General features: G+C 71.4%; 24 protein-coding genes. 21 read left to right on the forward strand and 3 right to left on the reverse strand.

Annotated elements, in window-relative coordinates; genetic code table 11:
- The 8 genes from IC605_RS03065 to IC605_RS03100 form a co-directional block, all read left to right on the forward strand.
- A partial coding sequence (locus IC605_RS03065) for a cytochrome c-type biogenesis CcmF C-terminal domain-containing protein (protein ID WP_281416195.1) occupies positions 1 to 926 on the forward strand: 926 nt, incomplete at its 5' end.
- A gap of 174 nt (positions 927 to 1,100) precedes the next feature.
- Positions 1,101 to 1,685 carry a TlpA family protein disulfide reductase gene (locus IC605_RS03070; protein WP_216318855.1) on the forward strand — a complete coding sequence of 195 codons (585 nt, stop codon included), beginning with the start codon at positions 1,101 to 1,103 and terminating at the stop codon, positions 1,683 to 1,685.
- Positions 1,682 to 2,191, forward strand: coding sequence for a cytochrome c-type biogenesis protein (locus IC605_RS03075; protein ID WP_343216487.1), 510 nt, complete (start codon positions 1,682 to 1,684; stop codon positions 2,189 to 2,191). Before IC605_RS03070 ends, IC605_RS03075 begins: the two co-directional genes overlap by 4 nt.
- Positions 2,188 to 3,246 (forward strand): c-type cytochrome, encoded by a 1,059-nt coding sequence (locus IC605_RS03080; RefSeq protein WP_216318858.1) that lies wholly within the window; start codon positions 2,188 to 2,190, stop codon positions 3,244 to 3,246. Before IC605_RS03075 ends, IC605_RS03080 begins: the two co-directional genes overlap by 4 nt.
- A complete protein-coding gene (locus IC605_RS03085; RefSeq protein ID WP_216318861.1) occupies positions 3,243 to 3,821 on the forward strand; it encodes a Rieske 2Fe-2S domain-containing protein in 579 nt (192 codons plus the stop codon). Before IC605_RS03080 ends, IC605_RS03085 begins: the two co-directional genes overlap by 4 nt.
- A 10-nt stretch (positions 3,822 to 3,831) precedes the next feature.
- The gene (locus tag IC605_RS03090) at positions 3,832 to 4,314 is read left to right on the forward strand and encodes a GNAT family N-acetyltransferase (RefSeq protein WP_216318865.1); all 483 of its coding nucleotides are present in this window, start codon (positions 3,832 to 3,834) and stop codon (positions 4,312 to 4,314) included.
- An 83-nt stretch (positions 4,315 to 4,397) separates the two neighbouring features.
- Positions 4,398 to 5,258 carry an HpcH/HpaI aldolase/citrate lyase family protein gene (locus IC605_RS03095; RefSeq protein ID WP_216318869.1) on the forward strand — a complete coding sequence of 287 codons (861 nt, stop codon included), beginning with the start codon at positions 4,398 to 4,400 and terminating at the stop codon, positions 5,256 to 5,258.
- Positions 5,255 to 5,725, forward strand: a complete 471-nt coding sequence (locus IC605_RS03100) for a MaoC family dehydratase (RefSeq protein WP_216318872.1) — start codon at positions 5,255 to 5,257, stop codon at positions 5,723 to 5,725. Before IC605_RS03095 ends, IC605_RS03100 begins: the two co-directional genes overlap by 4 nt.
- Before the next feature lie 321 nt (positions 5,726 to 6,046).
- Here IC605_RS03100 and IC605_RS03105 read toward each other — a convergent pair whose 3' ends face one another.
- Positions 6,047 to 7,414: an MATE family efflux transporter gene (locus IC605_RS03105; protein WP_216318875.1), complete on the reverse strand. Its 1,368-nt coding sequence runs from the start codon at positions 7,412 to 7,414 to the stop codon at positions 6,047 to 6,049.
- Positions 7,415 to 7,588: 174 nt separating this feature from the next.
- Here IC605_RS03105 and IC605_RS03110 point away from each other — a divergent pair, with 174 nt between their 5' ends.
- Positions 7,589 to 8,722: a Gfo/Idh/MocA family protein gene (locus IC605_RS03110; RefSeq protein WP_216318878.1), complete on the forward strand. Its 1,134-nt coding sequence runs from the start codon at positions 7,589 to 7,591 to the stop codon at positions 8,720 to 8,722.
- Positions 8,723 to 8,884: 162 nt separating this feature from the next.
- Here the strand turns inward: IC605_RS03110 and IC605_RS03115 are convergent, their stop codons facing one another.
- Complete coding sequence (locus IC605_RS03115) at positions 8,885 to 9,865, reverse strand: aldo/keto reductase (protein ID WP_216318881.1); 981 nt, start codon at positions 9,863 to 9,865, stop codon at positions 8,885 to 8,887.
- Between the two features lie 194 nt (positions 9,866 to 10,059).
- Here IC605_RS03115 and lysS point away from each other — a divergent pair, with 194 nt between their 5' ends.
- The 4 genes from lysS to IC605_RS03135 are packed head-to-tail and all read left to right on the forward strand — an operon-like array spanning position 10,060 to position 13,693.
- On the forward strand, positions 10,060 to 11,229 hold the full coding sequence (gene lysS / locus IC605_RS03120; protein ID WP_216318884.1) for a homocitrate synthase: 1,170 nt from the start codon (positions 10,060 to 10,062) through the stop codon (positions 11,227 to 11,229).
- Positions 11,230 to 11,263: 34 nt separating this feature from the next.
- A complete protein-coding gene (locus tag IC605_RS03125) occupies positions 11,264 to 11,686 on the forward strand; it encodes a contact-dependent growth inhibition system immunity protein (protein ID WP_216318887.1) in 423 nt (140 codons plus the stop codon).
- A gap of 7 nt (positions 11,687 to 11,693) precedes the next feature.
- Positions 11,694 to 12,506: a PhzF family phenazine biosynthesis protein gene (locus IC605_RS03130; protein ID WP_216318890.1), complete on the forward strand. Its 813-nt coding sequence runs from the start codon at positions 11,694 to 11,696 to the stop codon at positions 12,504 to 12,506.
- A complete protein-coding gene (locus tag IC605_RS03135) occupies positions 12,503 to 13,693 on the forward strand; it encodes a benzoate/H(+) symporter BenE family transporter (RefSeq protein WP_216318893.1) in 1,191 nt (396 codons plus the stop codon). The genes IC605_RS03130 and IC605_RS03135 overlap by 4 nt, the downstream gene beginning before the upstream one ends.
- A gap of 60 nt (positions 13,694 to 13,753) precedes the next feature.
- On the opposite strand, the gene IC605_RS03140 is transcribed toward IC605_RS03135, so the two are convergent.
- Positions 13,754 to 14,836 (reverse strand): PhoH family protein, encoded by a 1,083-nt coding sequence (locus IC605_RS03140; protein WP_216318896.1) that lies wholly within the window; start codon positions 14,834 to 14,836, stop codon positions 13,754 to 13,756.
- A gap of 222 nt (positions 14,837 to 15,058) precedes the next feature.
- On the opposite strand from IC605_RS03140, the gene aroE reads away from it, so the two are divergent.
- The 8 genes from aroE to IC605_RS03180 all read left to right on the forward strand — a co-directional run bounded on the left by aroE (position 15,059) and on the right by IC605_RS03180 (position 24,529).
- Entirely contained in the window at positions 15,059 to 15,871 is an 813-nt protein-coding gene (aroE, locus tag IC605_RS03145; RefSeq protein WP_343216488.1) for a shikimate dehydrogenase, read from the forward strand.
- Complete coding sequence (locus IC605_RS03150) at positions 15,868 to 19,155, forward strand: PAS domain S-box protein (RefSeq protein WP_246580367.1); 3,288 nt, start codon at positions 15,868 to 15,870, stop codon at positions 19,153 to 19,155. Before aroE ends, IC605_RS03150 begins: the two co-directional genes overlap by 4 nt.
- The gene (locus tag IC605_RS03155) at positions 19,152 to 20,393 is read left to right on the forward strand and encodes a hybrid sensor histidine kinase/response regulator (protein ID WP_216318899.1); all 1,242 of its coding nucleotides are present in this window, start codon (positions 19,152 to 19,154) and stop codon (positions 20,391 to 20,393) included. Before IC605_RS03150 ends, IC605_RS03155 begins: the two co-directional genes overlap by 4 nt.
- A gap of 282 nt (positions 20,394 to 20,675) precedes the next feature.
- Positions 20,676 to 21,284, forward strand: a complete 609-nt coding sequence (locus IC605_RS03160; RefSeq protein ID WP_216318901.1) for a TetR/AcrR family transcriptional regulator — start codon at positions 20,676 to 20,678, stop codon at positions 21,282 to 21,284.
- Positions 21,281 to 21,667 carry a c-type cytochrome gene (locus IC605_RS03165; protein WP_216318904.1) on the forward strand — a complete coding sequence of 129 codons (387 nt, stop codon included), beginning with the start codon at positions 21,281 to 21,283 and terminating at the stop codon, positions 21,665 to 21,667. Before IC605_RS03160 ends, IC605_RS03165 begins: the two co-directional genes overlap by 4 nt.
- A gap of 38 nt (positions 21,668 to 21,705) precedes the next feature.
- Positions 21,706 to 23,313, forward strand: coding sequence for a pyrroloquinoline quinone-dependent dehydrogenase (locus IC605_RS03170; protein ID WP_216318908.1), 1,608 nt, complete (start codon positions 21,706 to 21,708; stop codon positions 23,311 to 23,313).
- Positions 23,300 to 24,022 carry a hypothetical protein gene (locus IC605_RS03175; RefSeq protein WP_216318911.1) on the forward strand — a complete coding sequence of 241 codons (723 nt, stop codon included), beginning with the start codon at positions 23,300 to 23,302 and terminating at the stop codon, positions 24,020 to 24,022. Before IC605_RS03170 ends, IC605_RS03175 begins: the two co-directional genes overlap by 14 nt.
- A 108-nt stretch (positions 24,023 to 24,130) precedes the next feature.
- Entirely contained in the window at positions 24,131 to 24,529 is a 399-nt protein-coding gene (locus IC605_RS03180; RefSeq protein ID WP_216320236.1) for an OsmC family protein, read from the forward strand.
- The last annotated feature ends 74 nt before the right edge of the window (positions 24,530 to 24,603 follow it).

The following is a 24,603-nucleotide window of genomic DNA, read 5'->3' on the forward strand; positions in this document are numbered from 1 at the left end:
CGCTGAGCCGTGAGGGTGCCTTCCTGGCAGGCAACTGGCTGTTCCTCGTCTTCGCGGTGATGGTCCTCGTCGGGACCCTCTTCCCCACCTTCGTGGAGGCGGTGCAGGGGCGGCGGGACGCGTCGGTGGGGCCCGCCTTCTACAACGCCTTTGCCATTCCGCTGGGGCTGGGCCTGCTGCTCTTGATGGGCGTGGGGCCGCTGCTCCCCTGGCGGCGGGCGGAAGGTCAGGGATTGTGGCGGGCGCTGCGTCCGCTCTTGATCGCGGGTGTCGGGGCGGGCGTGATCGCCTTCGCGCTCGGGGTGCGGAGTCCCGGCGTGCTGGGGACGGTTGCGCTGTCGGCCTACAACCTCGTCGGCCTCGGGCTGCTCACGGTCCGGGCGATGCGGCAGCGGGGCGGCGGCCTGATGACCCTCGTGCGTGAGCAGCCCCGCCGCTACGGGGCCTACCTCGCCCACGTCGGCCTCGTCGTGATGGCGCTCGGGATCGCCTTTTCGGGGGCGTACCGGCAGGACGCGCAGACGACGCTCAACGTCGGCGCCCCCTCCACCACACTGCTGCACGAGACGCTGGCGCTGCAAGGCATCCGGCGGGAGGTCAGGCCTTACAGGCAGTCGCAGGTGGCCCGCGTCCTGATCGACGGTCAGCCCTTCGAGGCACGGCTGAACACCTACGTGCAGGGCGGGGACTCCGCCTTCGCCGCGCCCGCCGTGCGCTACGGGCTGCTGGGCGACACCTACCTCGTGGTGACGGCCTTCGACGCGGACGGGAAGTGGGCGAGCGTGCGGCTGATCGAGAGCCCGCTGGTGTCGTGGATCTGGTGGGGCACGCTGGTCGTGGTGCTGGGGGCGGGGCTGACGCTCGTGACGCCCCGGCGGGCAGCGGTGCGGGTGCCCGTGACGCGGACGGCCCCGGCGACGGACTGAGGCGGAGAGGTGAAGACTGCCTTTCCTGTGACGCTCCGCCCGCTCACCCCCTCTGCTCCGCAGCTCTGCGAGTCCCGACCTCCCCCTCAAGGGGAAGGGGTAAAAGAAACCTAATGCGTCGGTGTGATCGCCCTTTTGACCACCCACGCTCTCAAAAACACGGGACGGTACTCTGTGACTGACCTCTCCACAAAGACAAATTCGACCACCAAGGCGCCCGTCCCCCTGTGGCGGCGGTTGCTGCCGCCCGTGCTCGCCGCGGGCCTCGTCGGGGTGCTCGGCGCGGCGCTGCTGAGTCCGGCGCGCAATGCCACGGACGGCGGGCCGCTCGTCGGCAAGCCTGCCCCCGCATTTACCCTGGAGAGTCTGGACGGCACGCGGGTCAGCCTCGCCTCGCTCAGGGGCCGCCCGGTCGTCGTGAACTTCTGGGCGTCGTGGTGCGGGCCGTGCCGGGAGGAGGCGCCCCTCTTCCGGGAACTCAGCGAGCGGCAGGGGGCCGGGCAGGGGCTGGCGGTCGTCGGCGTGCTGTTTCAGGAGACGAACGAGGGCAATGCGCGCGACTTCATCCGCGAGTACGCCCTCGCCTATCCCTCGCTGCGGGACCCGGGCATCAAGACGGGCATCAACTACGGCGTGGCGGGCATTCCCGAGACGTTTTTCATCGACCGGGCGGGCGTGGTTCAGCACGTGGACCGGGGCGGCCTGGACCGCGAGCGGCTGAACGTGGGGCTGGAGAAGATCGGGGTGACGGGGCTGTGAGGGAGCGGTCAGCCGTCAGCCGTCAGCCGTCAGCCCTGCGGCGGCTCGTCGCCCTCGTCGTGGGGGTGCTGCTGTCCGTGTCGCTGGCCCTGACGCCGGAGCAGGAGGCGCGGGCGAAGTTCGTCGGGTCGAACCTGCGCTGCCCGATCTGCACGGGGGTGCCGATCACGGAGAGCACGAACGACATCAGCCGGGAGATGCTGCGCGACGTGCGCGAGCAGGTGGCGGCAGGGCGCAGCGACCGGGACATCTATGCCTACTTCTCGGCGCGGTACGGGAATTTCGTGCTCCTGGACCCGCCCAAGGAGGGGAGCAATCTGCTGCTGTGGGGGGCGCCGCTGCTCGCGCTGGCGGGGGGCGGCTTGGTGCTGTGGGGCTTTCTGCGGAAGAAGAATGCTGCGCCCGCGTCCACCCCCGAGCCGGTCGCCGATGAACCCTTTGACCCCTTCCTCGCCCAGGTGAGGCGGGACACCCGGCGGGACGACCGGGCGGGAGGTGGGGCGTGATCCTGGGCCTGACCGTCTTCGCCCTCGTCGTCCTCGCCGCGCTGTGGCTCGTCCTGCTCCCCTTACGCGGGGGGCTGCCCGCCGACCCCGACGCCCCGGAGCGCGAGCGGCTGACCGCCGAGCAGGACCGCCTGTACGGGGAACTGGCGAACCTGACGGACGATTCGCGCCGCCCCGACCTCGAACGCCGCGCGGCGCTGACCCTGCGCTCACTGGACGCCCTGCCGCCCGCCCCTCCGCCCCGGGAGCGGAGCGGACGCACCCGCACCCTCGCGCTGACGGGGCTGACCGCGGCCGCGCTCGTGACTGTCGCCGGGGCGGTGACCCTCGTGCCGCGCTGGCAGCTCGCCTCGCTGGGGGCGGGCGAGGCGCAGGACGTGCGGGACGTGCTCGCGCTGCCGGGCCTGAGGAAGAGGGCCGAGGCCACAGGGGACAAAGCGGCGTACGTCGCCTGGGGCCGGGCCGCCTTCGACTCCGCACGGTACGCGCAGGCCGTCCTCGCGTACGGGAACGCGCTGAGGCTCGATCCCCGCCAGCCCGAGGCGTTGCGGCGGCTGGGCATCCTGCTCCTGACGCGGCCCGACCAGCAGGGGCAGAACGCGAAGGACCCTACGCCCGAGGAAGCGCAGCAGGCTTTCCGCCTCATCCAGGCGGCGGCGCAGCTCGCCCCGCGGGAGCCCGAGTCGCAACTCCTCCTCGGCTTCGCGCTCGCCCGCTTCGGGCAGGACGCAGACGCGTTGACGGCGCTCGAACGCTACCGGACCCTCGACCCCAAGGGGCGGGACGCCGACGACCTCATCACTGCCATCCGTGCCCGGCAGAACGAGGACGACCCCGGGCTCAAGGTCTACGCCGCGAACTGCGCGAGCTGCCACGGCCCGAACGGTCAGGGCGGCCTGGGTCCCAGCCTGCGGGTGTCCGCCCTCTCCCGCGAGGCGCTTAGAAGCGTGACCGTCAACGGCAAGGGGGCCATGCCCGCCTACCCGAACCTGAAGCCGGACGAGCTGAACGCCCTCCTCGACGTGCTGGAGCGGTGGCAGAAGGAAGGGCAGTGAGGCCCAGTTCCAAAAAATTCACCCGACGCGACCTGCTCGAACGCTGGTGGGTGGTGCCGGTGGCGGGCACGCTGGGGGCGTTCGGCTATATGGGCTGGTACGCCTCGCGCGTGACCTTCGGGAAGGAGGGGGCGGGCGAGCCCGACTTCTTGCCGGGGGAGGCCGTGCGGGTGGCGGCACGGTCGGACCTCGCCGCCGAGTGGGCGCAGGTGGAGTTCACCTACGCCGGGCGGCCCTGCGTCCTGCTGCGGGTGCCCGAGCCCGTGCCCGGCGGCCTGAGCGAGGACGGGGTGCACTACGTGGCCTACTCACGGGTCTGCACCCACCTGGGCTGCCCGGTCAACCTCGTGCGTGACCCGGAGGTGCTCGCCTTCGCGTACAACTACCGCCCGCCCGCCCAGGACCGTCACCCGCAGCTCGGCTGCCCGTGTCATTACAGCGTGTTCGACCCGCTGAGGGCCGGGGAAGCCGTCTTCGGCAAGGCGAACGGCCCGCTGCCCCGGGTGCGGCTGGAGGCGCGCGGCGGCAACCTCTCCGCGACGGGCATCGAGCCCGCCCCGGCGCTGGGAGGCTAGGCCCGGGTCCATGACGAGTCTCACCTTCACCCGGGGGGACGTGGGGGCCGCCTCGGGCGTGCTCACGGCGACCGCCGCCCACCTCGCCGCGCTGGGCAGGCCGCTGTGGCCCGTGTCCAGCCTGACGCCGCAGCGCCTGGAGCGGCAGTACCCGGCGCAGAGCTGGCGGGTCGCGTGGTTGGAAACCCGGCCCGTCGGCACCTTCGCCCTGCTTTCCGAGGACCCGCTCTTCTGGCCGCAGGCGGCGCCCGGGGAGGCGTTGTACCTGCACAAACTCGGCGTCCACCCGGAAGCACAGGGCCAGGGCCTCGCCTCCCGACTGCTGGAGGAGGCCGTGCGGGAAACGCGGGCCGCCGGGGTCCCCTTCCTGCGCCTCGACACCGCCGCCACCCGGCCCAAGCTCCGCGCCCTGTACGAGGCGGCGGGCTTCCGGGCGGTGGACGAGCGGCAGGTCAGGGGGTTTCACGTCGTGCGGTACGAGCTGGACGTGTAGGGACCGCCCGCCTTCCCGCCGCCGACTATGCTGGTGGGCGTGCCCAGTCCAGAACTCACCGTCCAGACCAGGGAGGGAGCCGCTTGACCTCCCCCATCCCGCGCCCCCGCAGCGTGCTCTTCGCGCCGGGCAACCGCGCCGAATTGATCGCCAAGCTGCCCCGCGCTGAGCCGGATGCCGTCGTCCTCGACCTGGAGGACGCCGTGCCCAGCGGCCCCGAGGCCAAGGCGGCGGCCCGCACGGTCACGCGGGACGCGGCGCGTGACCTGATCGCCGCGCACCCCCACCTCGCGGTCTTCGTGCGGGTGAACGCCGTCCACTCGCCCTTTTTCGGGGACGACCTCGGGGTGCTGACCCCCGAGCTCGCGGGCGTGGTCGTCCCCAAGCTGGAGTCGGCGGCGGACGTGCGGCTCGTGGCGCAGGCGCTCTCGGGGCGGGGCCTGAGCCTGCCCGTCATGGCGGGGCTGGAAACGGGCGCGGGGGTTTGGAACGCGCGGGAGATCCTGGTGCCGCCCGTGGCGTGGGCGTACTTCGGGGCGGAGGATTACGTGACCGACCTGGGGGGGCAGCGGACCGTGGGAAACCTGGAGGTGCTGTATGCCCGCTCGCGGGTGGCCCTCGCCGCCCGGCTGGCGGGGGTGCCCGCCCTCGACATCGTGGTGACGCGGCTGGGGGACGAGGCCGCCTTCCGGGAGGACGCCGCGCAGGGCCGGGCGCTGGGGTACGCGGGGAAGCTGTGCATCCACCCCGCGCAGGTGCCCCTGGCCCACGAGCATTTCGGCCCCACCGACGCCGAGGCCGAGCGGGCCCGCCGTCTCCTGGGCGCCGCACACGAGGCGGCGCAGTCGGGCCGGGGCGCCTTTTCCTTCGAGGGGCAGATGGTGGACGAGCCCATGATGGCGCGGGCGCGGGCGACCCTGCACGCGCGGGGAGAGCATCCGTGAACGAGGACCTCAACCGCCCCCAGGGCCGCTACTTCGAGGAGCTGCCGGTCGGCACCGTCATCCGCCACCGGGTGACGCGCACGGTGACGGAGGCGGATAACGTCTTTTTCACCACGCTGACGATGAACCCGCAGCCGCTGCACCTCGACCACGAGTACGCCGCCGCGACCGAGTTCGGGCGCCCGCTGGTGAACAGCCTCCTGACCCTGAGCCTGCTCGTCGGCCTGAGCGTCCACGAGCTGACCCTGGGCACCCTGGTCGCCAACCTCGGGCTGAGTGACGTGGTGTTCCCCACACCCGTCTTCCACGGCGACACCCTGCGCGCGGAGTCGGAGGTGCTGGAGGTGAGGGAGAGCCGCAGCCGACCGGACGCCGGGATCGTCACCGTCGAACACCGGGCGATCAACCAGCGGGGCGAGGTCGTGGCGCGCTGCAACCGGACGGCGCTGATGCAGAAGAGGCCGTGAAAGGGAGGGGGCAGGGGCCAGGCTGTCATCTTGGCCGAGTGTGCGCTGTGTCTGGTGCCTTTGGTGGAGCGGATGCGTGGGTCACACGCCCCTTACCCGTTGCTGCGCGGGCGCCCTCTCCTGCGGACTCGCGGACTCGCAGAGCTGCTTGCAGAGCTTGACAAGTCCGCTTCGCGGCTCTCCGAGTCTCCCGCAAGGGTCAGCAGCCTGAGCCAGCGGCACCTTGCTTTGGTGACCCGAGAGGTTGAACCTGGTCAAGAGAAAAGCCTGGGCAGGGGCGGCGTTGCTGCCGGGAACCCTGCCCCCCTCTCTCCTGGCTCCTCAATCCGAGGCCGCCGCCACCCCCGCCTGAGCGGCGATCACGCGCGGCCACGCGAGCTTTTTTGCCCGCCACGCGAAGATCAGCACCTTGGCGACCTCCTCCGCCACCCGGGCGAGGAGCACGCCCCACACGCCGAGCCCCAGCCCGAAGGCGAGCCCCCAGGCCAGCGGCAGCCCGACCGCGAAGGCGCCCACGGCGTCGCCGATCAAGACGCCGCGCGTGTCGCTGCCCGAGGGGAGGATGCCGCCGCCGCGCACGAGGTTGGCGACCTTGACGACCTGGATGGCGGCGTTGACGAGGATGGCGCTCAGGGCGACCTGCCGGACCTCCGCCCCCACCGCCGGGTAGAGCGCGGGCAGCGCCAGGGCCGAGAGGGCGAACAGCGCCCCGAAGACCACCCCGGTCACCAGCCCGAAGCGCTCGACCACCCGCGCCCGCTCGCGCGCGAGGCCCGCGTCCCCCTGCCCGACCGCCTGACCGATCAGCGCGGTGGCGGCGGGCACCAGCCCCGACGACGCCACGATGAAGATGCCCTCCAGCGTGTTCGAGATCTGCACCCCGGCCAGCACCTCCGTCCCGAGCCGCGCGAGAAACAGCGCGTAGAGCAGATTTCCACCGCTCCACGCGAGCTGCGTGGCCGCCAGGGGCAGCGAGAGGTGCAGCAGTTCGCCGACGAGGGCGCGGCCCCTGGCTCCCACCCCCGACCAGCCCCAGGGCACGAGCCCGCGCGGCCCGTACAGAAAGGCGCCCAGCAGCACGACCCGCAGCACCTGCCCGGCGAGAGCGCCCCACGCGGCCCCCACCAACCCGAGGCGGGGAAGCCCGGCGACGCCCCGCACCAGCGCGTACCCCACCGCCACGTTCACCGCCGCCGCGACGAGGGTGGCGAACATGGGCACCCGCGGCTGCTCCAGCGAACGCATGACGCTCCCCGCCACCACGCTCAGGACGATCAGGGGCACCCCGAGGAGGGCGACCTGAAAGAAGGGCGTGGCGGTCTCGGCCAGCTCGGCGGGAGCCCCCAGCCCCCCCAGCACGGGCCGGGCAAAGACGCTCAGGACGAGTACGAGCGCGAGCGTCACGGCGGAGGCGAGGAGCAGGGCGGTGCCGGTGGTCCGCGCCACCGCCTCCCGGTCCCCCGCCCCCCGCGCCCGCGCGACGAGGATGCCCGCGCCCGTCCCCAGGGTGGCGAGCGTGAAGATCGCGATCAGGGTGACGTTGTTGGAAAAACCGACGGCGGCCACGGCGGTCGCCCCGAGGGAGGCGACGATCAGTTGCGCCAGAAAATTGAACAGCAGTTGGATCACGGCCTCCGCGCTCGCGGGCAGGGCCAACCGCAGGATGTCTCGCAAGTGAGGGCTGAACAAGGGAAAAACCTCCGCCGGGCACTCTACGGAGAGGGGCGTCGGGACAGGTCCGGGGCGTCTTAAGCGCGGACCAAGGCCCAGCTCCACGTCCAGCCACCGGGGACGACCCGACAGGCGGCGGACCCTGAAGGGAAGGCCAGCCCCGCCGGGCGCCCCAGGGTGTATTCCTGGGCCATGCCTGAACCCCTGCGCGTCGCCATCGTGGGCACCGCCGCCCGCGCCGACTACCTCTATGGGCCGCTCGTCCAGGCGCTTCCAGAGCACGTCACCCTCGTCGGCGTGTGGGGGCGGAGCGAGGCGTCGGCGCGGCGGCTGGGGGAAAGCCTGGGCGTGCCGCCCTTCACCGACCTCGCTCGCCTGATCCGGGAGACGGGGGCGCAGCTCGGTATCGTCTCCGTCGCCTACGGGGCCAATGGACAGGTGGGGCTGATGGCCGCCCAGCACGGGTTGCACGTGCTCCTGGAAACGCCCATCGCCCACGACCTGCGGGAGGCGGACGCGATCATCGGGGCGGCGCGGGAGCGGGGCCTGAAGGTCGAGGTGGCCGAGCAGTTCCACCGCCGCCCACTGGAACAGATCAAGCTGAAGTTGATCGAGGCCGGGGTCTTCGGGCGCGTCCACTCCTCCTTCAGCGACTTCGCGGGGCACGGCTACCACGGGGTCAGCGTGATGCGGAGCTACCTGGGCTTCGATGCCCGGCCCGTGCGGGTGGTCGGGATGGTGCGGGACTACCGCCTCGCCCCCCACTGGTCCTTTCTGGCAGACACGCGCGGGGAGCGCACCGAGACGCAGGAGCACGCCCTCGTCGAGTTCGAGGACGGGCGGCTCGGGATTTTCCACTGGACGAGCGTGGGCTACGACTCCCCCCTGCGCTGGTGGCGGAGCAGCCGCTTCCTGGCGGAAAAGGGCATGGGCATCACGGTCGGCATGGCCCACAGCCAGGACGAGCGCCTGAGCCTGCTGACCCCCGACGGCGAGGCCCCGCAGTTCATCACCCTGGAGCGGCGGCTGGAACGCAACGACGGCGGGGCACTCAGGGCCATCGTCGCCCACACCGGGGACCCCGAGCACCCCACGGTCGTCTGGGAAAACCCCTTCGCCACCGCCCGCAAGGGCCACAATGTCCAGTGGCACGACGACGAGATCGCCGTGGCGGGCTGCCTGATGAGCCTGGTGGATGCGGTGCGGACGGGCGGTGAGCCGACCTACGGCGGGGAGCAGGCGCGGCTCGACCAGGAGATCGTGCTGGCGATGCAGAGGTCTTCACGCGAGGGCGGGCAGCCAGTGGAGTTGCCGTTGGAGCGGTAGAAAACAGCGCTCTTTTGCTCCTCTGCTTCGCACCCCTCGACTGACAGGGCCGCCCAGCAGAGCTTGGCAAATCCGCTTCGCACCTCCCCGGATCCCCCACGACAGGGAGTCAAGGAAGAAGGGCGGCGGGACCTACCCCACACCGCCCCTCTCCTCCGCCTTCTACTCCGCCGGGTTGTACCAGTTGCGGTCCCAGCGGTGCCCGTAGAGCCGGGCCACCTGTTCGGCGGGCAGGCCGCGCCCGTCGGCCAGCGCCGCGTTGCGCTCCACGTTCCGGACGCTGCGCATCCCCACGATCACGGTGCTCACCGCCGGGTGGCTGAGGACGAAGCGCAGGGTCGTCTCGGGAAGCTGCGCCGTCGTGATGCCCAGTTCCTGTTCGATGGCCCGCAGGTGCGACTGCAATTCCACCTTGCGGTCGCCGCCGAAGTAGTTGTTCCGCCAGTCGCCCTCCGGGAAGGTGGTGCCGGGCGTGATGTTGCCCGTCAGGCTCCCCTCGTCGAGCGCGACACGGACGATCACGCCCACCCCGTTGGCCCGGCAGGCGTCGAGCAAGCGGTCTTGCGGCGACTGGTCGAAGACGTTGTAGATCACCTGCACCGTCTCGACCACGCCCTCCTCAACGGCGCGGACGGCATTGTCCGGCTGGTGGTCGTTGATGGAGATGCCGAAGTGACGAATCTTGCCGTCGCGCTTGAGCTGCGCCACCGCGTCTTGCCAGTCGCCCTGCCCCAGCCACGAGTCGTTCCAGACGTGGAGCTGCTGCACGTCGATGGTGGGCAGGCCCAGCCGCTCCAGGCTGGCCTCGGTGCAGCGGATGACATGATCGGCGGGAAAAGCCTGCTCGGCGGTCGTCTCCGGGGCGGCGGGCCACTGCCCGTTCTTCGGGCTGATCTTCGTGGCGACGTACACCCCCTCGTGCTCGCGGGCCACCTGGCCGACCAGCCGCTCGCTGTGGCCGTCGCCGTAGCCCATCGCCGTGTCGATGAAGTTGCCGCCGAGTTCGACGTACCGCCGCAGCGCCTCCAGGCTCTCGTCGTCCTGCGCGCCCTTCCACGCGTCGGCGCCGATGCCCCACGCGCCGTACCCGATCTCCGTGACTTGCAGGCCCGTGCGGCCCAGCGTCCTCTTGTGCAGCGTCATAGCCCGAACCCTACGCCGCGCGGGGAACGGTGGGCGTGAGGACGAGGTTCAGCAAAGGGTCACCGTGCCTGAGCGGTTCGGGTGGCAGCCTGCCGGATCGTGAGCACGACTGCCTTTCAAATGAAAATCATATACCCCTCTTCGATTGACACTCATCAGGTTTATCGGCAGAATGCCGGGGCGAGAGGCCTCCCATGACGACAGACTCCCCGGTTCCCCCCATCCCCGCCCGGTCCTGGGCCATCATCGACTCCACGCTGCGGGAGGGCGAGCAGTTCGCGCGCGGGAACTTCAAACAGGGCGACAAGATCGAGATCGCGCGGGCGCTCGACGCCTTCGGGGCGGAATTCATCGAGGTCACCACGCCGATGGTGAGTGCGCAGACGGCCGAGGACATCCGCCTGCTCGCCGGGCTGGGGCTGCGGTCGAAGATTCTGACCCACGTCCGCTGCCACATGGAGGACGTGCGGCGGGCGGTGGACCTCGGGGTGGACGGGCTGGACCTGCTGTTCGGCACGAGTTCCTTTCTCCGGGAATTTTCCCACGGCAAGGACATCGGCCAGATCATCGACACGGCGTCCGAGGTGATCGGGTGGATCAAGACCAACCACCCGAACCTCCAGATTCGCTTCAGCGCCGAGGACACCTTCCGCTCCCAGGAGGCGGACCTGATGGCGGTGTACCGGGCCGTCTCCGACCTGGGCGTCCACCGGGTCGGGCTGGCGGACACGGTGGGGGTCGCCACGCCGCGGCAGGTGTACACGCTCGTGCGCGAGGTCCGCAAGGTCATCCACGCCGAGTGCGGCATCGAGTTCCACGGGCACAACGACACGGGCTGCGCGGTGTCGAACGCCTACGAGGCGGTCGAGGCGGGCGCGACCCACATCGACACGACCATCCTGGGGATCGGGGAGCGCAACGGGATCACGCCGCTGGGGGGCTTCCTGGCGCGGATGTTCACCTTCGACCCGCAGGGCCTGATCGACAAGTACAACCTCGACCTGCTGCCCGAACTCGACCGCATGATCGCGCGGATGGTGGAGTTGCCGATTCCCTGGAACAACTACCTGACCGGCGAATTCGCCTACAACCACAAGGCGGGGATGCACCTCAAGGCGATCTACCTCAACCCCGGCGCCTACGAGGCCATCCCGCCCGGCGTCTTCGGGGTGGGCCGCCGCATCCAGGCCGCGAGCAAGGTGACGGGCAAGCACGCCATCGCCTACAGGGCGCGCGAGCTGGGCCTGCACTACGGCGACGAGGCGCTGCGGCAGGTGACCGACCATATCAAGGCGCTGGCCGAGCACGGCGAGCTGGACGACGCGCACCTGGAGCAGGTGTTGAGAGAATGGGTGAGTGCCTAGAGCAAAACCCTCTCGACAGAAGAAACACCGGGAGGTGGACGTAGGACAGTCCCTCGCCCAACTCCATCACCTTCTCCCGCTGAAGCCTTCGAGCTTCCGTTCAGGGTTGATTGATCGCTGTGAGCGCCTGCTGGTCACTCCTCTGCGGAACTTCAAGCCGGGCGACCTTAGAGTCATGCTCGGCCAACAGTTCTACCCAGAAACATTGGTGCCTCTTGCACTGCCGTTGCTGGAAGAGAACCCCCTGCTGGACGCCGAGCTTTACCCGGGCGACCTTCTCAGCGGCACGCTGCATCAGGCAACAGCTTTCTGGAAGACTTCGCCTGACCTCCTGGCAAGAATTCAAGCAGTGGCAGATCGTGTGCTCGCTGCCGCTGACCTGTTTGAGACCGTGCGGAGGGACATAGAGGACTTCAAGGCAAGGACGGCGTCCCTCTCCGTTGACGTGCTGAAATAGCCCGGAGATGACCCCGACCGAGACCTTCGCCCACTACCGCGTCCTCTCCCCCCCCGGCCCCGAGGGCGGCAAAACGGTCGCCGTCTTCCAAGGCGCCTCCGGCGACCTCCAGGCCCAGGCCGCTCAGTCCGGTGCTCCCCTCTCCGTCTTCGTCGGGTCGGCGGACGTAGCGGGCGTGTCGCTGCGGGTCTTCACCCCGGGCAAGGAGAAGGGCACTTCGGACTCCGGAGCGCTCGCGGCCCTCGCCTTCCTGCAACCTCAAGGAGTACTGCTCGACGTGGTGGACGTGACGATGGGCGGTGAGGTGATGCCCGCGCAACTGTGCGGCGGCGAGTGGCTGCTGCGTCAGGGGGACGTGACGGCGCGGAAGGTGGAGGCGGACCTCTCCCCGCTCGGCGTGACGGGAGGAACAGCCTGGATTGCCTCGGCGGGCCGCCCGAATCTGGCGGTGGAGGTCGCTGATCTGGCGGCACTCGAAGGCTTCACACCGGACGCGGACGCCATCTCGGGCCTCAACCGGGCGACGGACACGACGGGTTTGATCCTCTTCACGATGGGCGGACCCAACCGGGCGGACGTGAGTTTCCGAGCCTTCGGGCCCTTGAAGGGCTTTCTGGAGGACGGCGCGAGCAGCAACATGTTCGCCTGTTTGGTGGGGGTCCTCGGGGTGACGGGCCGCCTGCCGACCACCACGAACATGATTCGGGGGGCACAGCGGATGCCGGGGGCACCCTCGCGGCTGACGGCACAGTTCACACCCGCTGACAACGGCGCGGCGGACGTGTGGGTGGGCGGGCGTGCGGAGCGGTTCCAGCCTTGACGGCGCTGGCGGACCTGCGGCGGGACGGCTCGGGGTCGGCGGTCACGGCGGGCTTCGTGGCCGTGGTGGTGGGCGCGGCGAGCAGCATCGGGCTGCTGGTGGGGGCGGCGCGGGACTTCGGGCTCACGCACGGGCAGACGGTGAGCTGGGTCCTGAGCTGCTACCTGGCGATCAGCGTGACGGGCGGGGTGCTGACCTGGCGATACCGCGCCCCCGTCAAGATGGCGTGGACGACGCCGGGCCTGGCCCTCGTCGCCTCGCTGGCCGCCGCCCGCGGCCTGGGCTATCCCGAGGTGCTCGGCGCCTACGTGCTGAGCGCCCTGATCATGACCGGGCTGGGGGTGACAGGGGCCTTCGAGAACGTCACCCGCCGCATTCCCTCCACCCTGGCGAACGCCCTGCTGGCGGGCGTGCTGCTGCCCTTCGTGCTGGGGGCCTTTCGGGCGCTTCCCGCCGCACCGCTGCCGGTGGGCGGGATGATCGCGGTCTTCCTGGCGGGGCGGGTGTGGTTCGCCCGCTGGGCGGTCCCGGCGGCGCTGCTGGCGGGGGCGGCCCTCTCCCTCGCGTCGGGCGTGGTGGGGCCGGTCACGGGGGGCGGGCCGGGCACCCTCGTCTGGACGACGCCCGAGTTCAGCGTGGGGGCCATGCTGACCCTCGCGCTGCCGATGACGGTCCTCACGCTCGCCTCCCAGCAGCTCCCGGGGGTGGCGGTGCTGCGGGCGTGCGGGTTCGGGCGGGTGCCGACCTCGCCGCTGATCACGTGGTCGGGGGTGGCGAGCCTGCTCTCGGCCCCCTTCGGGGCGCACACGACCAACCTCGCGGCGATCACGGCGGCCATCGCGGCGGGCGAGGAGGCGCACCCCGACCCCGAGCGGCGCTGGGTCGCGGGCCTGAGCGCGGCCTTTTTTTACCTGATGCTGGGCGTGTTCGCGGGCTGGGTCGTGGGCGCGGTGGGGGCCGTTCCCGCGCCCGTGGTCGCCGCCCTCGCCGGGCTCGCGCTCGTCTCCACGACGCTGAGCAGCGCCGCCTCCGCGCTGGGGACGGAGGGCGAGCGGGAGGCGGCCTTCCTCACTCTGGCCGTGACCGCCAGCGGCGTGAGCTTCCTGGGCGTGGGAAGCGCGGTGTGGGGGCTGGTGCTGGGCGGGGGGCTCCTGAGCCTGAGTCGCTGGAAGGCGAGGCAGAGGTAGCAGGGCTCAAAAGGGAAGCGGGCGCCCCTTCCCGGAGTGCCCGCCTTCTCTCCCGATCCCCTACTCCCGCGTGTCGACGGTCTCCTCGGAGACGCTGGCGAGTTCGCCCCGGCGCGCCGCCCGCTTGTCCTGCTCGGCATCCTCGGCCTTCTCGTAGGCCTTGATGATCTTGCCGACCAGGGGGTGGCGCACCACGTCCACGTCGGTGAACTCGTGCCAGGCGATGCCCTCGATGTTGCCCAGCACCCGCTTGGCGACCGCCAGCCCGCTCGTCACGTGGCGCGGCAGGTCGATCTGGGTCACGTCGCCCGTCACCACGACCTTCGAGGAAAAGCCCATGCGGGTGAGAAACATCTTCATCTGCTCGCCGGTGGTGTTCTGGGCCTCGTCGAGGATGACGAAGGCGTCGTTAAGGGTTCGGCCCCGCATGAATGCCAGCGGCGCCACCTCGATCACCCCGCTCGTCAGGTACGACTCGAACTTCTCCTGGTCGAGCATGTCGTACAGGGCGTCGTACAGGGGCCGCAGGTAGGGATCGATCTTGGCCTGGAGGTCGCCGGGGAGGAACCCCAGCCGCTCGCCCGCCTCGACCGCCGGGCGGGTCAGGATGATGCGCTTGACCTTTTTGCCCTTGAGGGCCTGCACCGCCATCGCCACCGCGAGGTAGGTCTTGCCCGTCCCGGCGGGACCGACGCCGAAGGTGATGTCGGAGCGCTCGATCCGGTCGAGGTAGACCTTCTGGCCGGGCGTCTTGGGCTTGAGGCCGCGCGGCAGGCTCAGGCCGCTGACCTGCGTCTCCTGGGCGAGGCTGCGGCCCTCGCCGCTGAGGCGGGCGCTGCGCAGCAGGCTTTCCGGGGTGAGTTCGCCGCCCCCGCGAACGACGTCGAGGGCGTCGCGCACCATGCGCTCGGCGGCCTGCACGTCGGCGCTCTCCCCGGTGATGGTGACGGTCTCCCCGCGCGCGATGATCCGGGCGGGGGTCAGCTCGCGCATCCGGCGCAGGTTCGCGTCGCCCGCGCCGAGCAGCGCAAAGGCCTCACGCTGGTTGGCGAGGTGCAGGGTCGCGGACGCGCCGCCGCTCGCGGCTTCGGTCGGGGCGCCGCCTGGGGCGGGGGTGGGCTGGCCTGGGGTGCGGTCGGTCAACGTGGCTCCTGTCCTGTGGGGCGTGCGAAACGCACTCTCCCCCCAGCGGCGGTGTCGGGGGGAGTCGGGAAACGTGAGATCATTTCGGACGCCCGCATTGTCCGGCGCGTGGGGCGGGGGTGACGTGTGGCGACCCACAATCCACCCGCGACCTGAGCGAAAGCTCAACCTGCCCTCGGCCCGCCTCGCCGGGCTCAGAAACCGGGCGCTAGACTGACGGGCGTGAGTTCTCCCGACGTCCTGCGCGCCTTCTTGTACGCCGACCCGGCGGCGCATTCCCTCTCGCCCGCCATGCACCGCGCCGCTTTCGGGCACGCGGGGCTCAGGGGCGAGTACACGGCGCTGCGGGTGCCCGCCGGGGAACTGGGCGGGGCGCTGGAGCGGCTGCGCGAACCCGGCGTCCTGGGCGCGAACCTCAGCCTGCCGCACAAGGAAGACGCCCTCGCGCTCCTCGACGACCTCTCGCCGGGGGCGCGGGCCATCGGCGCGGTGAACACGGTGATCCACCGGGGAGGGCGGTTGATCGGCGAGAACACGGACGCGCCGGGGCTCGCCGCCGCGCTGGAGGCGGCGGGGGCACCCCGGGGAGGCGTCGCCGTGGTCCTGGGGGCGGGGGGGGCGGCGCGGGCGGCGGTGTGGGCGCTGAGCACACGCGGGCACGACGTGCGGGTGGTGAACCGGACCTTCGAAAAGGCGCGGGCGCTCGCCGGGAGCCTGGGCGGCCTGGCCCAGCCCCGCGAGGAGGTGCCGTGGGGGGAGGTGCGGCTGCTCGTGAACGCCAGCAGCGGCGGCCTGAGCGACCCCGAGGCCACCCCGCTGCCCGACCCGCCCGCACTCGCCCCCGGCGCCCTGGTCAGCGACATGGTGTACACGCCGCGTGAGACCCGCCTGATGCGCGATGTTCGCCGGGTGGGTGCCCGCACCGAGAACGGCCTTTCCATGCTCGCCCACCAGGCGCGGCTGTCTTTCCTCGCCTGGACGGGGGCGGACGTGCCGACGGGCGTGTTTCTGGGGGCGCTGGAGGTCGCGCGTTGACGCGGCTGTGGGGCAGGGGGTTGCCGCGCCACCGCAGCATTCCGCTCGCGGTGCTCGTGCTCGTGCTGCTGCTGACGGTGGCGGCGTCGGCGCTGCTCAACCGCTTCGTGCTCGACCAGCAGCAGGCCAGATTCGAGCGCGAGGCGGGGGCGTACACCTTCGGGCTGCGCGACCGCCTGAGCGACTACGAGAACCTGCTGCGGGCCACCCGGTCCTTCTGGCTGGTGGAGGGCCCGCAGGGACCCAGCCCGGCCCAGTTCACGGCGTACGTGGGGACGCTGGGGCTGGGGGGCCGCTACCCGGGGGTGCAGGCGGTGGGCTTCGTCCGCTGGACGGTGGGCCAGGGCGGGGCGGTGGCGACCCCCATCACGCTGATCTCCCCCCTGAACGCCAGCAACCGCCGCGCCCTGGGGTTTGACATGATGACCGAGCCCCGGCGCCGCGAGGCGATCTTGCGGGCGCGTGAGCGGGGCGCGGTGCAGACCACCCGGCCCCTCGACCTCGTGCAGACCGACGACTCGGGGCGGCCCCTGCCGGGGCTGCTGCTGCTGCTGCCGGTCGAGCAATCGGGCAATCTGCGCGGCTTCGTGTACCTCGCCGTGCGCACCGACCAGTTCCTGGAGGGGCTGCTCACCTCCGGCGGGGCGGGCGACCTGAGCGTGCGCCCGCTGCTCGACGGGGTGCCCCTGCGCGGCGCGCCCCCCACGCCCCCGGGCCCGGTCGGCTTCCGGGACGTCTCGCGGCTGGAGGTGGCGGGCGCGACCTGGGAGCTGCGCTTCGCCGCGCCCTTCAGCTTCGGGCGGGACGTGGCGGCGGGGGTGCCGGTGGGGGTGCTCGTCGCGGGGCTGTTCGTGGCGGGGCTGGCCTTTTTGCTCACCCAGGCGCAGGTTCACGCCCGCGAGCGCGCCGAGGTCGCCAGCCGCCGCCTCGCCCAGTCGCAGGAGCGGCTGGAGCGGTCGCGCGCGGAGTTCGAGGCGATCTTCCAGGCGATGCAGGACGCAGCGGCCTTTACCGATCCCGGGGGCCGCATCCAGCTCGTCAACCCGGCCCTCTCGCGGCAGTTCGGGCACGCGCCGGGAGCCCTCGCCGGGGAGCCCCTCGCGCGGCTGCACCTCGACCCCCGGCTGGAGGACCGCCGCACCTTCCACGGGGTGACCACCCCCTACCGCCGCTCGGACGGCAGCGTCTTTTCCGGCGAGACCGGGCGCAGCGAGGTCGTCGGCCCGGGGGGCGAGGTGCTGGGCCTGCTCGAGGTCGTGCGCGACGTGACCGAGCGGCTGGAGGCCGAGCGGGCCCTTCAGGCGGGGGAGCGGCGCTACCGGGGCGTGCTCGACGCGATTCCCCACATGCTGTGGGTGAGCGACCCCGGCGGCCGGGTCACCTACGTGAACGCCCAGCACCGCGAGCGGCTGGGCGCTGACCCCGTGCGGGCGCGCGTGCATCCGGGGGACCTGCCCGCCTACGCCCGGCTGTGGGAGGAGGCGCAGGGGGGCGAGACACGCGCCCAGGCGGAGGTGCGGCTCGAGCTGTCCGGGGCGGGGCTCTCCGGGGCCCACCGCTGGTTCGTGCTGCGCGTCTCCCCGGTGCGGGCCGCGGGGGGCGAGGTCACCGAGTGGGTGGCCTCGGCGACCGACATCCACGACCGGGTGAGCGCCGAGCGCCTCGCCCAGCGCAACGAGGAACGTTCGCGCGGGGTGCTGGAGGGCTTGCCGCAGATCGTGTGGCTCACCGACGCGGGGGGCCAGCCCACCTACTTCAACCGCCGCTGGGCGGAGTACGTGGGCCCGGCGCGGGCCGGGGACAGCTTCCTCACCCTGCTGCACCCGGGAGACCGCGCCGAGTACAGGGCGCGCTGGGCGGCAGCGGTGCGCGCCGGGCGCCCCTTCGAGGCCGAACACCGGCTGCTGAGCCAGGAGGGCATGTACCGCACCTTCGTCACGCGCGGTCTCCCGGTGCGGGACGCGGGCGGAGGAATCATCGAGTGGGTGGGCACGAGCACCGACGTGGACGATCAGGTCCACGCCGAGGCCGCCGCCCGGCTCCTCGCCGACGTGTCCGAGCGGCTCACGGCGCGGGCGGAGGACCCGCTGGCGGCGCGAAGTGAGCCCTACCGCGCGGCGCTCGACCGCATCACCCTGCAACTCGCCGAGAGCGGGGCGCTGTGGGGCCCTGCGCCCATGTCCCGCCCCCTCGCCACCTCGCGGGTGGGGCAGGCGTGGTCGGCGGCCGGGGTGCAAGACGCCCTGCGCGGCCTGACGGCGGAGGTGGCGCAGGGCGGCGAGGAACGCCTGCTGCGGTCGCATCCCCTCCTGCACGAGGTCGGGGCGAGCGGGGCCGGGCTCTATCCGCTGACCGGGCGCGACGGCACCGTGCGCGGGGTGCTGGGGCTGACCTTCCGGCAAGAACCCACCGAGCGCGACCACGACCTCGCCCTCGAACTCGCCAAGCGGTTTGCCACCGCGCTCGACAACGACGCCCTGCGTGCCCAGGCGGAGGCCGCGCGCGCGGACCTCGAGGTCCTCAACCTCTCGCTCGAGGAGCGCGTGCGGCAGCGGACCCTGGAGCTTCAGGAGGCCAACCGCGAGCTGGAGGCCTTTTCCTACTCCGTCTCGCACGACCTGCGCACGCCGCTGCGCCACATCGTGGGCTTCGGCGACCTGCTGCGCAAGGAGGTGGGAGACGACCTCTCGCCCAAGGGGGAGCGCTACCTCGGCGTGATCACCGACGCGGCGGCCCGGATGAGCCGCCTGATCGACGACCTGCTCGCCTTTTCGCGGATGGGCCGCCAGGAGCTGCGCCGGGGAACGGTGGACCTGAACGCCGTGCTCGCCGAGGTCTGGGCGGGGCTGGAGCCCGACCGGGCGGGCCGGGAGATCATTACGCACTTCGCGCCGCTGCCCACCGTGCAGGGGGACGGGGCGCTCCTGACCCAGGTGTTTTCCAACCTGCTCGGCAACGCGCTGAAGTACAGCCGCACCCGCGAGCGCGCCGAGATCGAGGTCGGGGCGCAGGTGCAGGGGCATGACCTCACCGTGACGGTGCGGGACAACGGGGTGGGCTTCGATCCCCGCTACACGGATAAACTGTTCGGCGTGTTCCAACGCCTGCACCGCGCCGAGGAGTTCGAGGGGACCGGGATCGGCCTCGCCAACGTCCGCCGCATCGTCACCCGCCACGGGGGCCGGGTCCGCGCCGAGGGGGTGCCCGGCTCAGGAGCGGCCTTCCACGTCACCCTGCCGCTGGACGCCCCCGCCCCGGCGCCCGAACTGGACCGCGCCCCATGACCGCGCCCTCCCCCGACCGCTCGCTGCCCGTCCCCGGCCAGCCGCTGAGGATCCTGCACCTGGAGGACAACGAACTCGACCACGAACTCGTGATCTTGCACCTGGAGGGCGACCTTCCCTGGCCGGTGCAGGTCGAGCGGGTCGAGGACGAGCCGGGTTTTCAAGGGGCCCTGCGCACCCACCGCCCGCACCTCGTCCTGAGCGACTACGCCCTGCCGAGTTACGACGGCCTCTCGGCCTACCACGCCGCGCACGCCTTCGATCCGCACCTGCCCTTCATCATCGTGACGGGCGCGATGGGGGAGGAGGTCGCGGTGGACACCCTGCGCCAGGGGGTGACCGACTACATCCTCAAGCAGCGGCTCGAACGCCTCGCGCCGAGCGTGAAACGCGCCATCGCCGAGGCCGACGCCCGCGAGCGCCGCGAGCGCGCCGAGCAGGCGGTGCGTGAACTCAACCTCTCGCTGCAAGCGCGGCTGGAGGAGGTCGAGCGGCTGCGCGGCATCGCCGAGGGCCAGCGCCAGCGCCTGGAGACCCAGGCCCGGCAACTCGAGGAGGCGCTCAACCTCCAGAAGACCTTCCTCGCCGAGACGAGCCACGAGCTGCGCACGCCGCTCACCGCGCTGCTGGGCTACCTGCGCCGAGCCGAGCGCGAGGCGGGGGGCTCCCAGACCCTCCAGGACGCCCAGCGGGTCGCCGAGAACATGACCCGGCTGGTCAACGACCTGCTGCAACTCTCGCGCGGCGAACTCGTGCAGGGGATCGAGATGCACTTCATCAACGTGGGCAACATCGTCCGGCAGGTCGGGCGCGACTACGGGGTGCAGGCGAGCGCCCCCGACGTGGAGATCATCGGCGACCCCGGGCGGCTGACCCAGGTGTTCGTGAACCTCGTGAGCAACGCGATCCGGGTCTGCGGAAGCCCCGGCCTCGTCCAACTGGAGGCCGACGTGCGGGAGGGCCACGTCGAGGTCTGCATCGTGGACCACGGCCCCGGCATCCCCGACCACATCAAGGGGCGCATCTTCGACAAGTTCTACCGGGGCAAGGAGGCGGGCTCGGCGGGCCTGGGGCTCACCATCGCCCAGCAGGTCACCCACGCCCACGGCGGTCAGATCGACGTGCTCGACACCCCGGGCGGGGGCGCGACCTTCCGCGTCAACCTCCCCCTCCCCGACGAGGACGAGGACGACGTGGACGACCCGCGGGCGGTGGGGGCAGACGGCCCGGCCCTGTAAGAGGACCGCGGGACACCCGACCCGCCCGGGCCCGGAGTCGGGTCGGCAGCTTCACAGACCCACGGGAGGGAGTGGCCGGGAGGCAGGGCCACCGGCTCCTTCCCTGTCTCCGGCCCGGCGGGCCACGTCTGGCCGCAGCGCGAGCAGGGCCCCCAGCCCTTCCCCGCCGCCCCGTCTGCCCCAAGGCCCCTTTGCAGCCAAAGGTACTGTGTTCCCGCTTGAGAATACATCTACCCGCGCTTAGCTTGGGGGACACACGCACGGCAAAGGAGGGAGAGGGGCATGGACAGTTCGCCAGGCTCCACGCTGCACCCGCAGACCAGGCGGCACCTGCACAACACCCAGCGGCTGCGCGAGGCGGCGATCCGGGAGTTCGCGCGCCACGGCCTCCAGGGCAGCAAGGTCAGCAACATCGTGACGGCGGCGCAGCTCACCCAGCCTTCCTTTTACCGGACCTGGCCGAGCAAGGAGGCCGCGTACGAGGAGATCATCGTCCAGACCATCCAGGCCTGGCAGGGGGCCGCCGCGCAGGTGATGGCCGGGCCGCCCGACCTCGCGCTGGGGGACCGGATCGGGGAGGGGCTGGAGCAGCTCTACACGCTGCTCGTGCGCGACCTCGAACTCACCCGGCTGGTGCTGCGCGAGACCGACAAGAACCCCGACCGTCACCTGCCCTTCATCGCCATCTACACGCGGGTCTTCACGGGGATGCAGGCGCGGGGCCTCGTCACGTCCGCCCTTCCGGCCGAGACCCTGGCCCAGACCTACACCGCCGTCACCGAACGCTTCTTCCTGGCGCGGCTGTACACCGGGCAGCGCTCGGCGCGCGCCACCGCCCGGGAGGTCACGGCGCTCCTGTTGCCCGTCTTCCGAAAGGAGTCCCCGGAATGAACAAGGTGGCTTACCCCCTGACGGTCGCCCTGGCGGGGCTCACGCTGGCCGCCGCGCCCACCACGCCCGCCTACACCAAGGCGCAGGCCACCGCCGGGGCCAAGGTCTACGCCGCGCAGTGTGCCGCCTGCCACGGCACCACGCTGAGCAACGGCGGCGCCCCCAAGCTCGCCGGGCCGGACTTCCTGAAGAAGTGGTCGAAGAACACCCTCGACGACTACTACTTCATCGAGAGCACGACGATGCCGCAGACCCACCCCGGCTCCCTGAAGGAGGCCGAGTACCTGAACGTGCTGGCGTACGTGTTGCAGCAAAACGGCTTCAAGGCGGGAACCAAACCGCTGGCGGCGGCCGACCTCAAGACCTACACCTTCCAGAAATGACGGGGGCCGGACCTGAGGGACGGGGCGAGGAGGGACGTATGACGAAAGGGGCGAGGCGCGGAGGGCTCCCCAGGCGGTGGGGGCTGTGCGGGGCGCTGCTGTTGGGCTCGGCGTGGGCGGTGGTGGGGCCCACCCAGGAGGAGCTGAACCGGGCCGACGAGGCGACCGACTCCTGGCTGATGTACAACAAGGGGTACAAGGGCCAGCGGTACTCGCCGCTGGAGCAGATCAACACCGAGAACGTGGCGGGGCTGCGGCGGCTCTGCACCTTCGACACGGGGGACGACGGGGGCTTTCAGGTCACGCCGCAGGTGTACAAGGGGGTCATCTTCTTCACGCAGATGTACCGCACCTTCGCCATCGACGCCACGACCTGCAAGCCGCTGTGGACCCACAAGCACCTGACCGAGGACTCTTCGGTGCTCACGACCAACCGGGGCCTCGCCATCGCGGACGGGGTGCTGTACCGGGGCACGCCCGACGCCCGGCTGATCGCGCTGGACGCCGGAACGGGCAGGGAGCTGTGGAACACCAAGGTGGAGGACTCCTCGGTGGGGTACTTCCTGAGCTCCGCGCCGATCTACTACGACGGCAAGGTCTACATCGGGGACGCGGGGGCCGACTGGGGCATCAAGGCCAAGATGTACGCCTTCGACGCCAAGACCGGCCAGAAGGCCTGGAGCTTCGACCTGATTCCCACCGGCAACCAGCTCGGCGCCGACACCTGGAAGCGCGCAGACGCGACCGTGACGGGCGGGGGCAGCGTCTGGACGAGCTACACGCTCGACCCGCAGTCGGGCAAGCTCTACTTCTCGGTGGGGAACCCGGCCCCCGACTTCGCGGCCCAGTACCGGCCCGGCGACAACCTCTTCACGAACACGGTGACGGTGCTCGACGCGAGGACGGGCCAGTACAGCCACCACTACCAGCAGATTCCCAACGACGACAAGGACTACGACACCGCCGCCGCGCCCGTGCTCTACGACCTGGGCGGCGAGCGGCGCCTGGCGGTGGCGACCAAGGCCGGGTGGCTGTTCGGGTACGACGACAGCCAGCAGACCCAGGCGTTCAAGCAGCCGATGATCAAGGTCACGAATCAGGAAAAGCCCACCACCCGCGAGGGGCTGGCGATCTGCCCGAACTACAGCGCGGGCTCGCAGTGGTCGGGGCCCTCCTACCACGCGGCGAACGCGACCCTGGTCGTGCCCGCCGTGGACTGGTGCGGTGTGGTGAAGCTGGGCGAGGTCCGGCTCATCAAGGGGCAACTGTTCTTCGGCGGCGCGATGCAGCTCGACCCGGCGGAAAAGGCCATCGGCAACGTCGTCGCCTTCGACGCCCTGAGCGGCAGGGAAATCTGGCGCTACAGCACTCCCGGCATCCGCATCATCGGCGGCCTCACGACCACCGCCGGGAACCTCGTGCTGGGCGGCGCGATGAACGGCACCCTCTTCGCCCTCGACGCGCGGAGCGGCAAGGTCCTCTTCAAGGACAACGTGGACAAGGCGCTGATCGGCGGCGGGGTCTCGACCTACCTCGTGAACGGCAAGCAGTACCTCGCCGTCGCGGCGGGCAACACGTCCAAGGGGGCCGTGGGCTCGGGCTCGAAGAACGTGACGGGCCGGATCGCCATCTATGCCCTTCCCTGATCGCCCGGCCCGGGCGCGGCGGCTGGGGGCTGCCCTGTGGGCCCTGACGCTGGCGGGCCCGGCCCACGCCTGGATTCCCTCCCTGAGCGCGGCGCAGGTGGGTCAGGCCAGGGCCGAGGGCGACGCGATGAGCGTCAAGGAGGGCGGGTACGTCCTGGGGGGATATCTGCTGCGGGCGTACAACGACGACATCATCCTGCGCCCCGGCTCGCCCGAGATCGACGGCGTGGTGATCAGCACGCCCTTCGAGCGGGTCCGGTACGAGACCTACCTCTCGCACCTGGAGGCCAAGCCGATGACCGGGGAGCAGGCCGCCGCCCTGGCCCGGGGGCTCGGCGGGAAACTGACCTTCCGCGTGTACTCGCACAGCCCCTACCCGGTGGAGGAGGAAGAGGAGCAGTGGCAGCGGGCCTACCGCACCGACCGCGTGACCTTCGACGAGGACCGGGCCAAGAGCTACCTCGACTTCTACAAACCCGCCACCCTGACGGTCGCCGGGCGGACCCACACCGCGTCCCCCGTCCTCGACGGTCCCTACCGCGACAACTTCACCCTCCCGAGCGGCGAGGCCGAGTCCAGAAACCTCGGCGTGGTGTTCTACACCTTCGACGCCCGGACGCTGCCCACCTCGGGGGCCTTTACCCTGAGCTTCCGGGACAGCCGGGGCCAGGTCTACACCCTGAAGGGCGACCTGGGCCAGCACCGCTGAACCGGGCCGCGGACGCGGGGAGCAAGGGGGGAGGGGGTGGAAGTCCCGTCCCCCTCCCTCTTCGCCCCCCACCAACAAATGGTCTACCCTGCACGTATGGCCGACCTCCTGAAAAAGACCATGCACGTCACCTGGCTCGGCGAGCAGCGCTACGTCGGCGTCAGCGAGAGCGGGCACCAGCTTCTGATCGACAACAGCCCCGTCAAGGTGGGCGTCTCCCCGATGGAGGCCCTGCTCGGGGCCCTCGCCACCTGCACCGCCTACGACATCGTGGAGATCATGAAAAAGCGCCGCACGCCGCTGACCTCCTACCGGGTCGAGGTCGAGGGCGAGCGGGCGGAGACCACCCCGAAGCGCTACACCCGCATCACCGTGCGCCACATCGCCAGCGGCGAAGGGCTCACCGGGGACGCGCTGAGCCGGGCGGCGCACCTCAGCCACGAGAAATACTGCTCGGTGGCGGCGAGCCTGAACAGCGAGATCATGCTGGAGACGCGGGTGGAGTAGGGCGGGGTATGGGTGGGGGCGGGGTTGGCTGCGGGCCGCCTCGCCCGTTTGTTGGAGGCTTTTTGTTTCCTGTG

The sequence above is a fragment of the Deinococcus aestuarii genome (genome assembly GCF_018863415.1).
Taxonomy (GTDB): domain Bacteria; phylum Deinococcota; class Deinococci; order Deinococcales; family Deinococcaceae; genus Deinococcus; species Deinococcus aestuarii.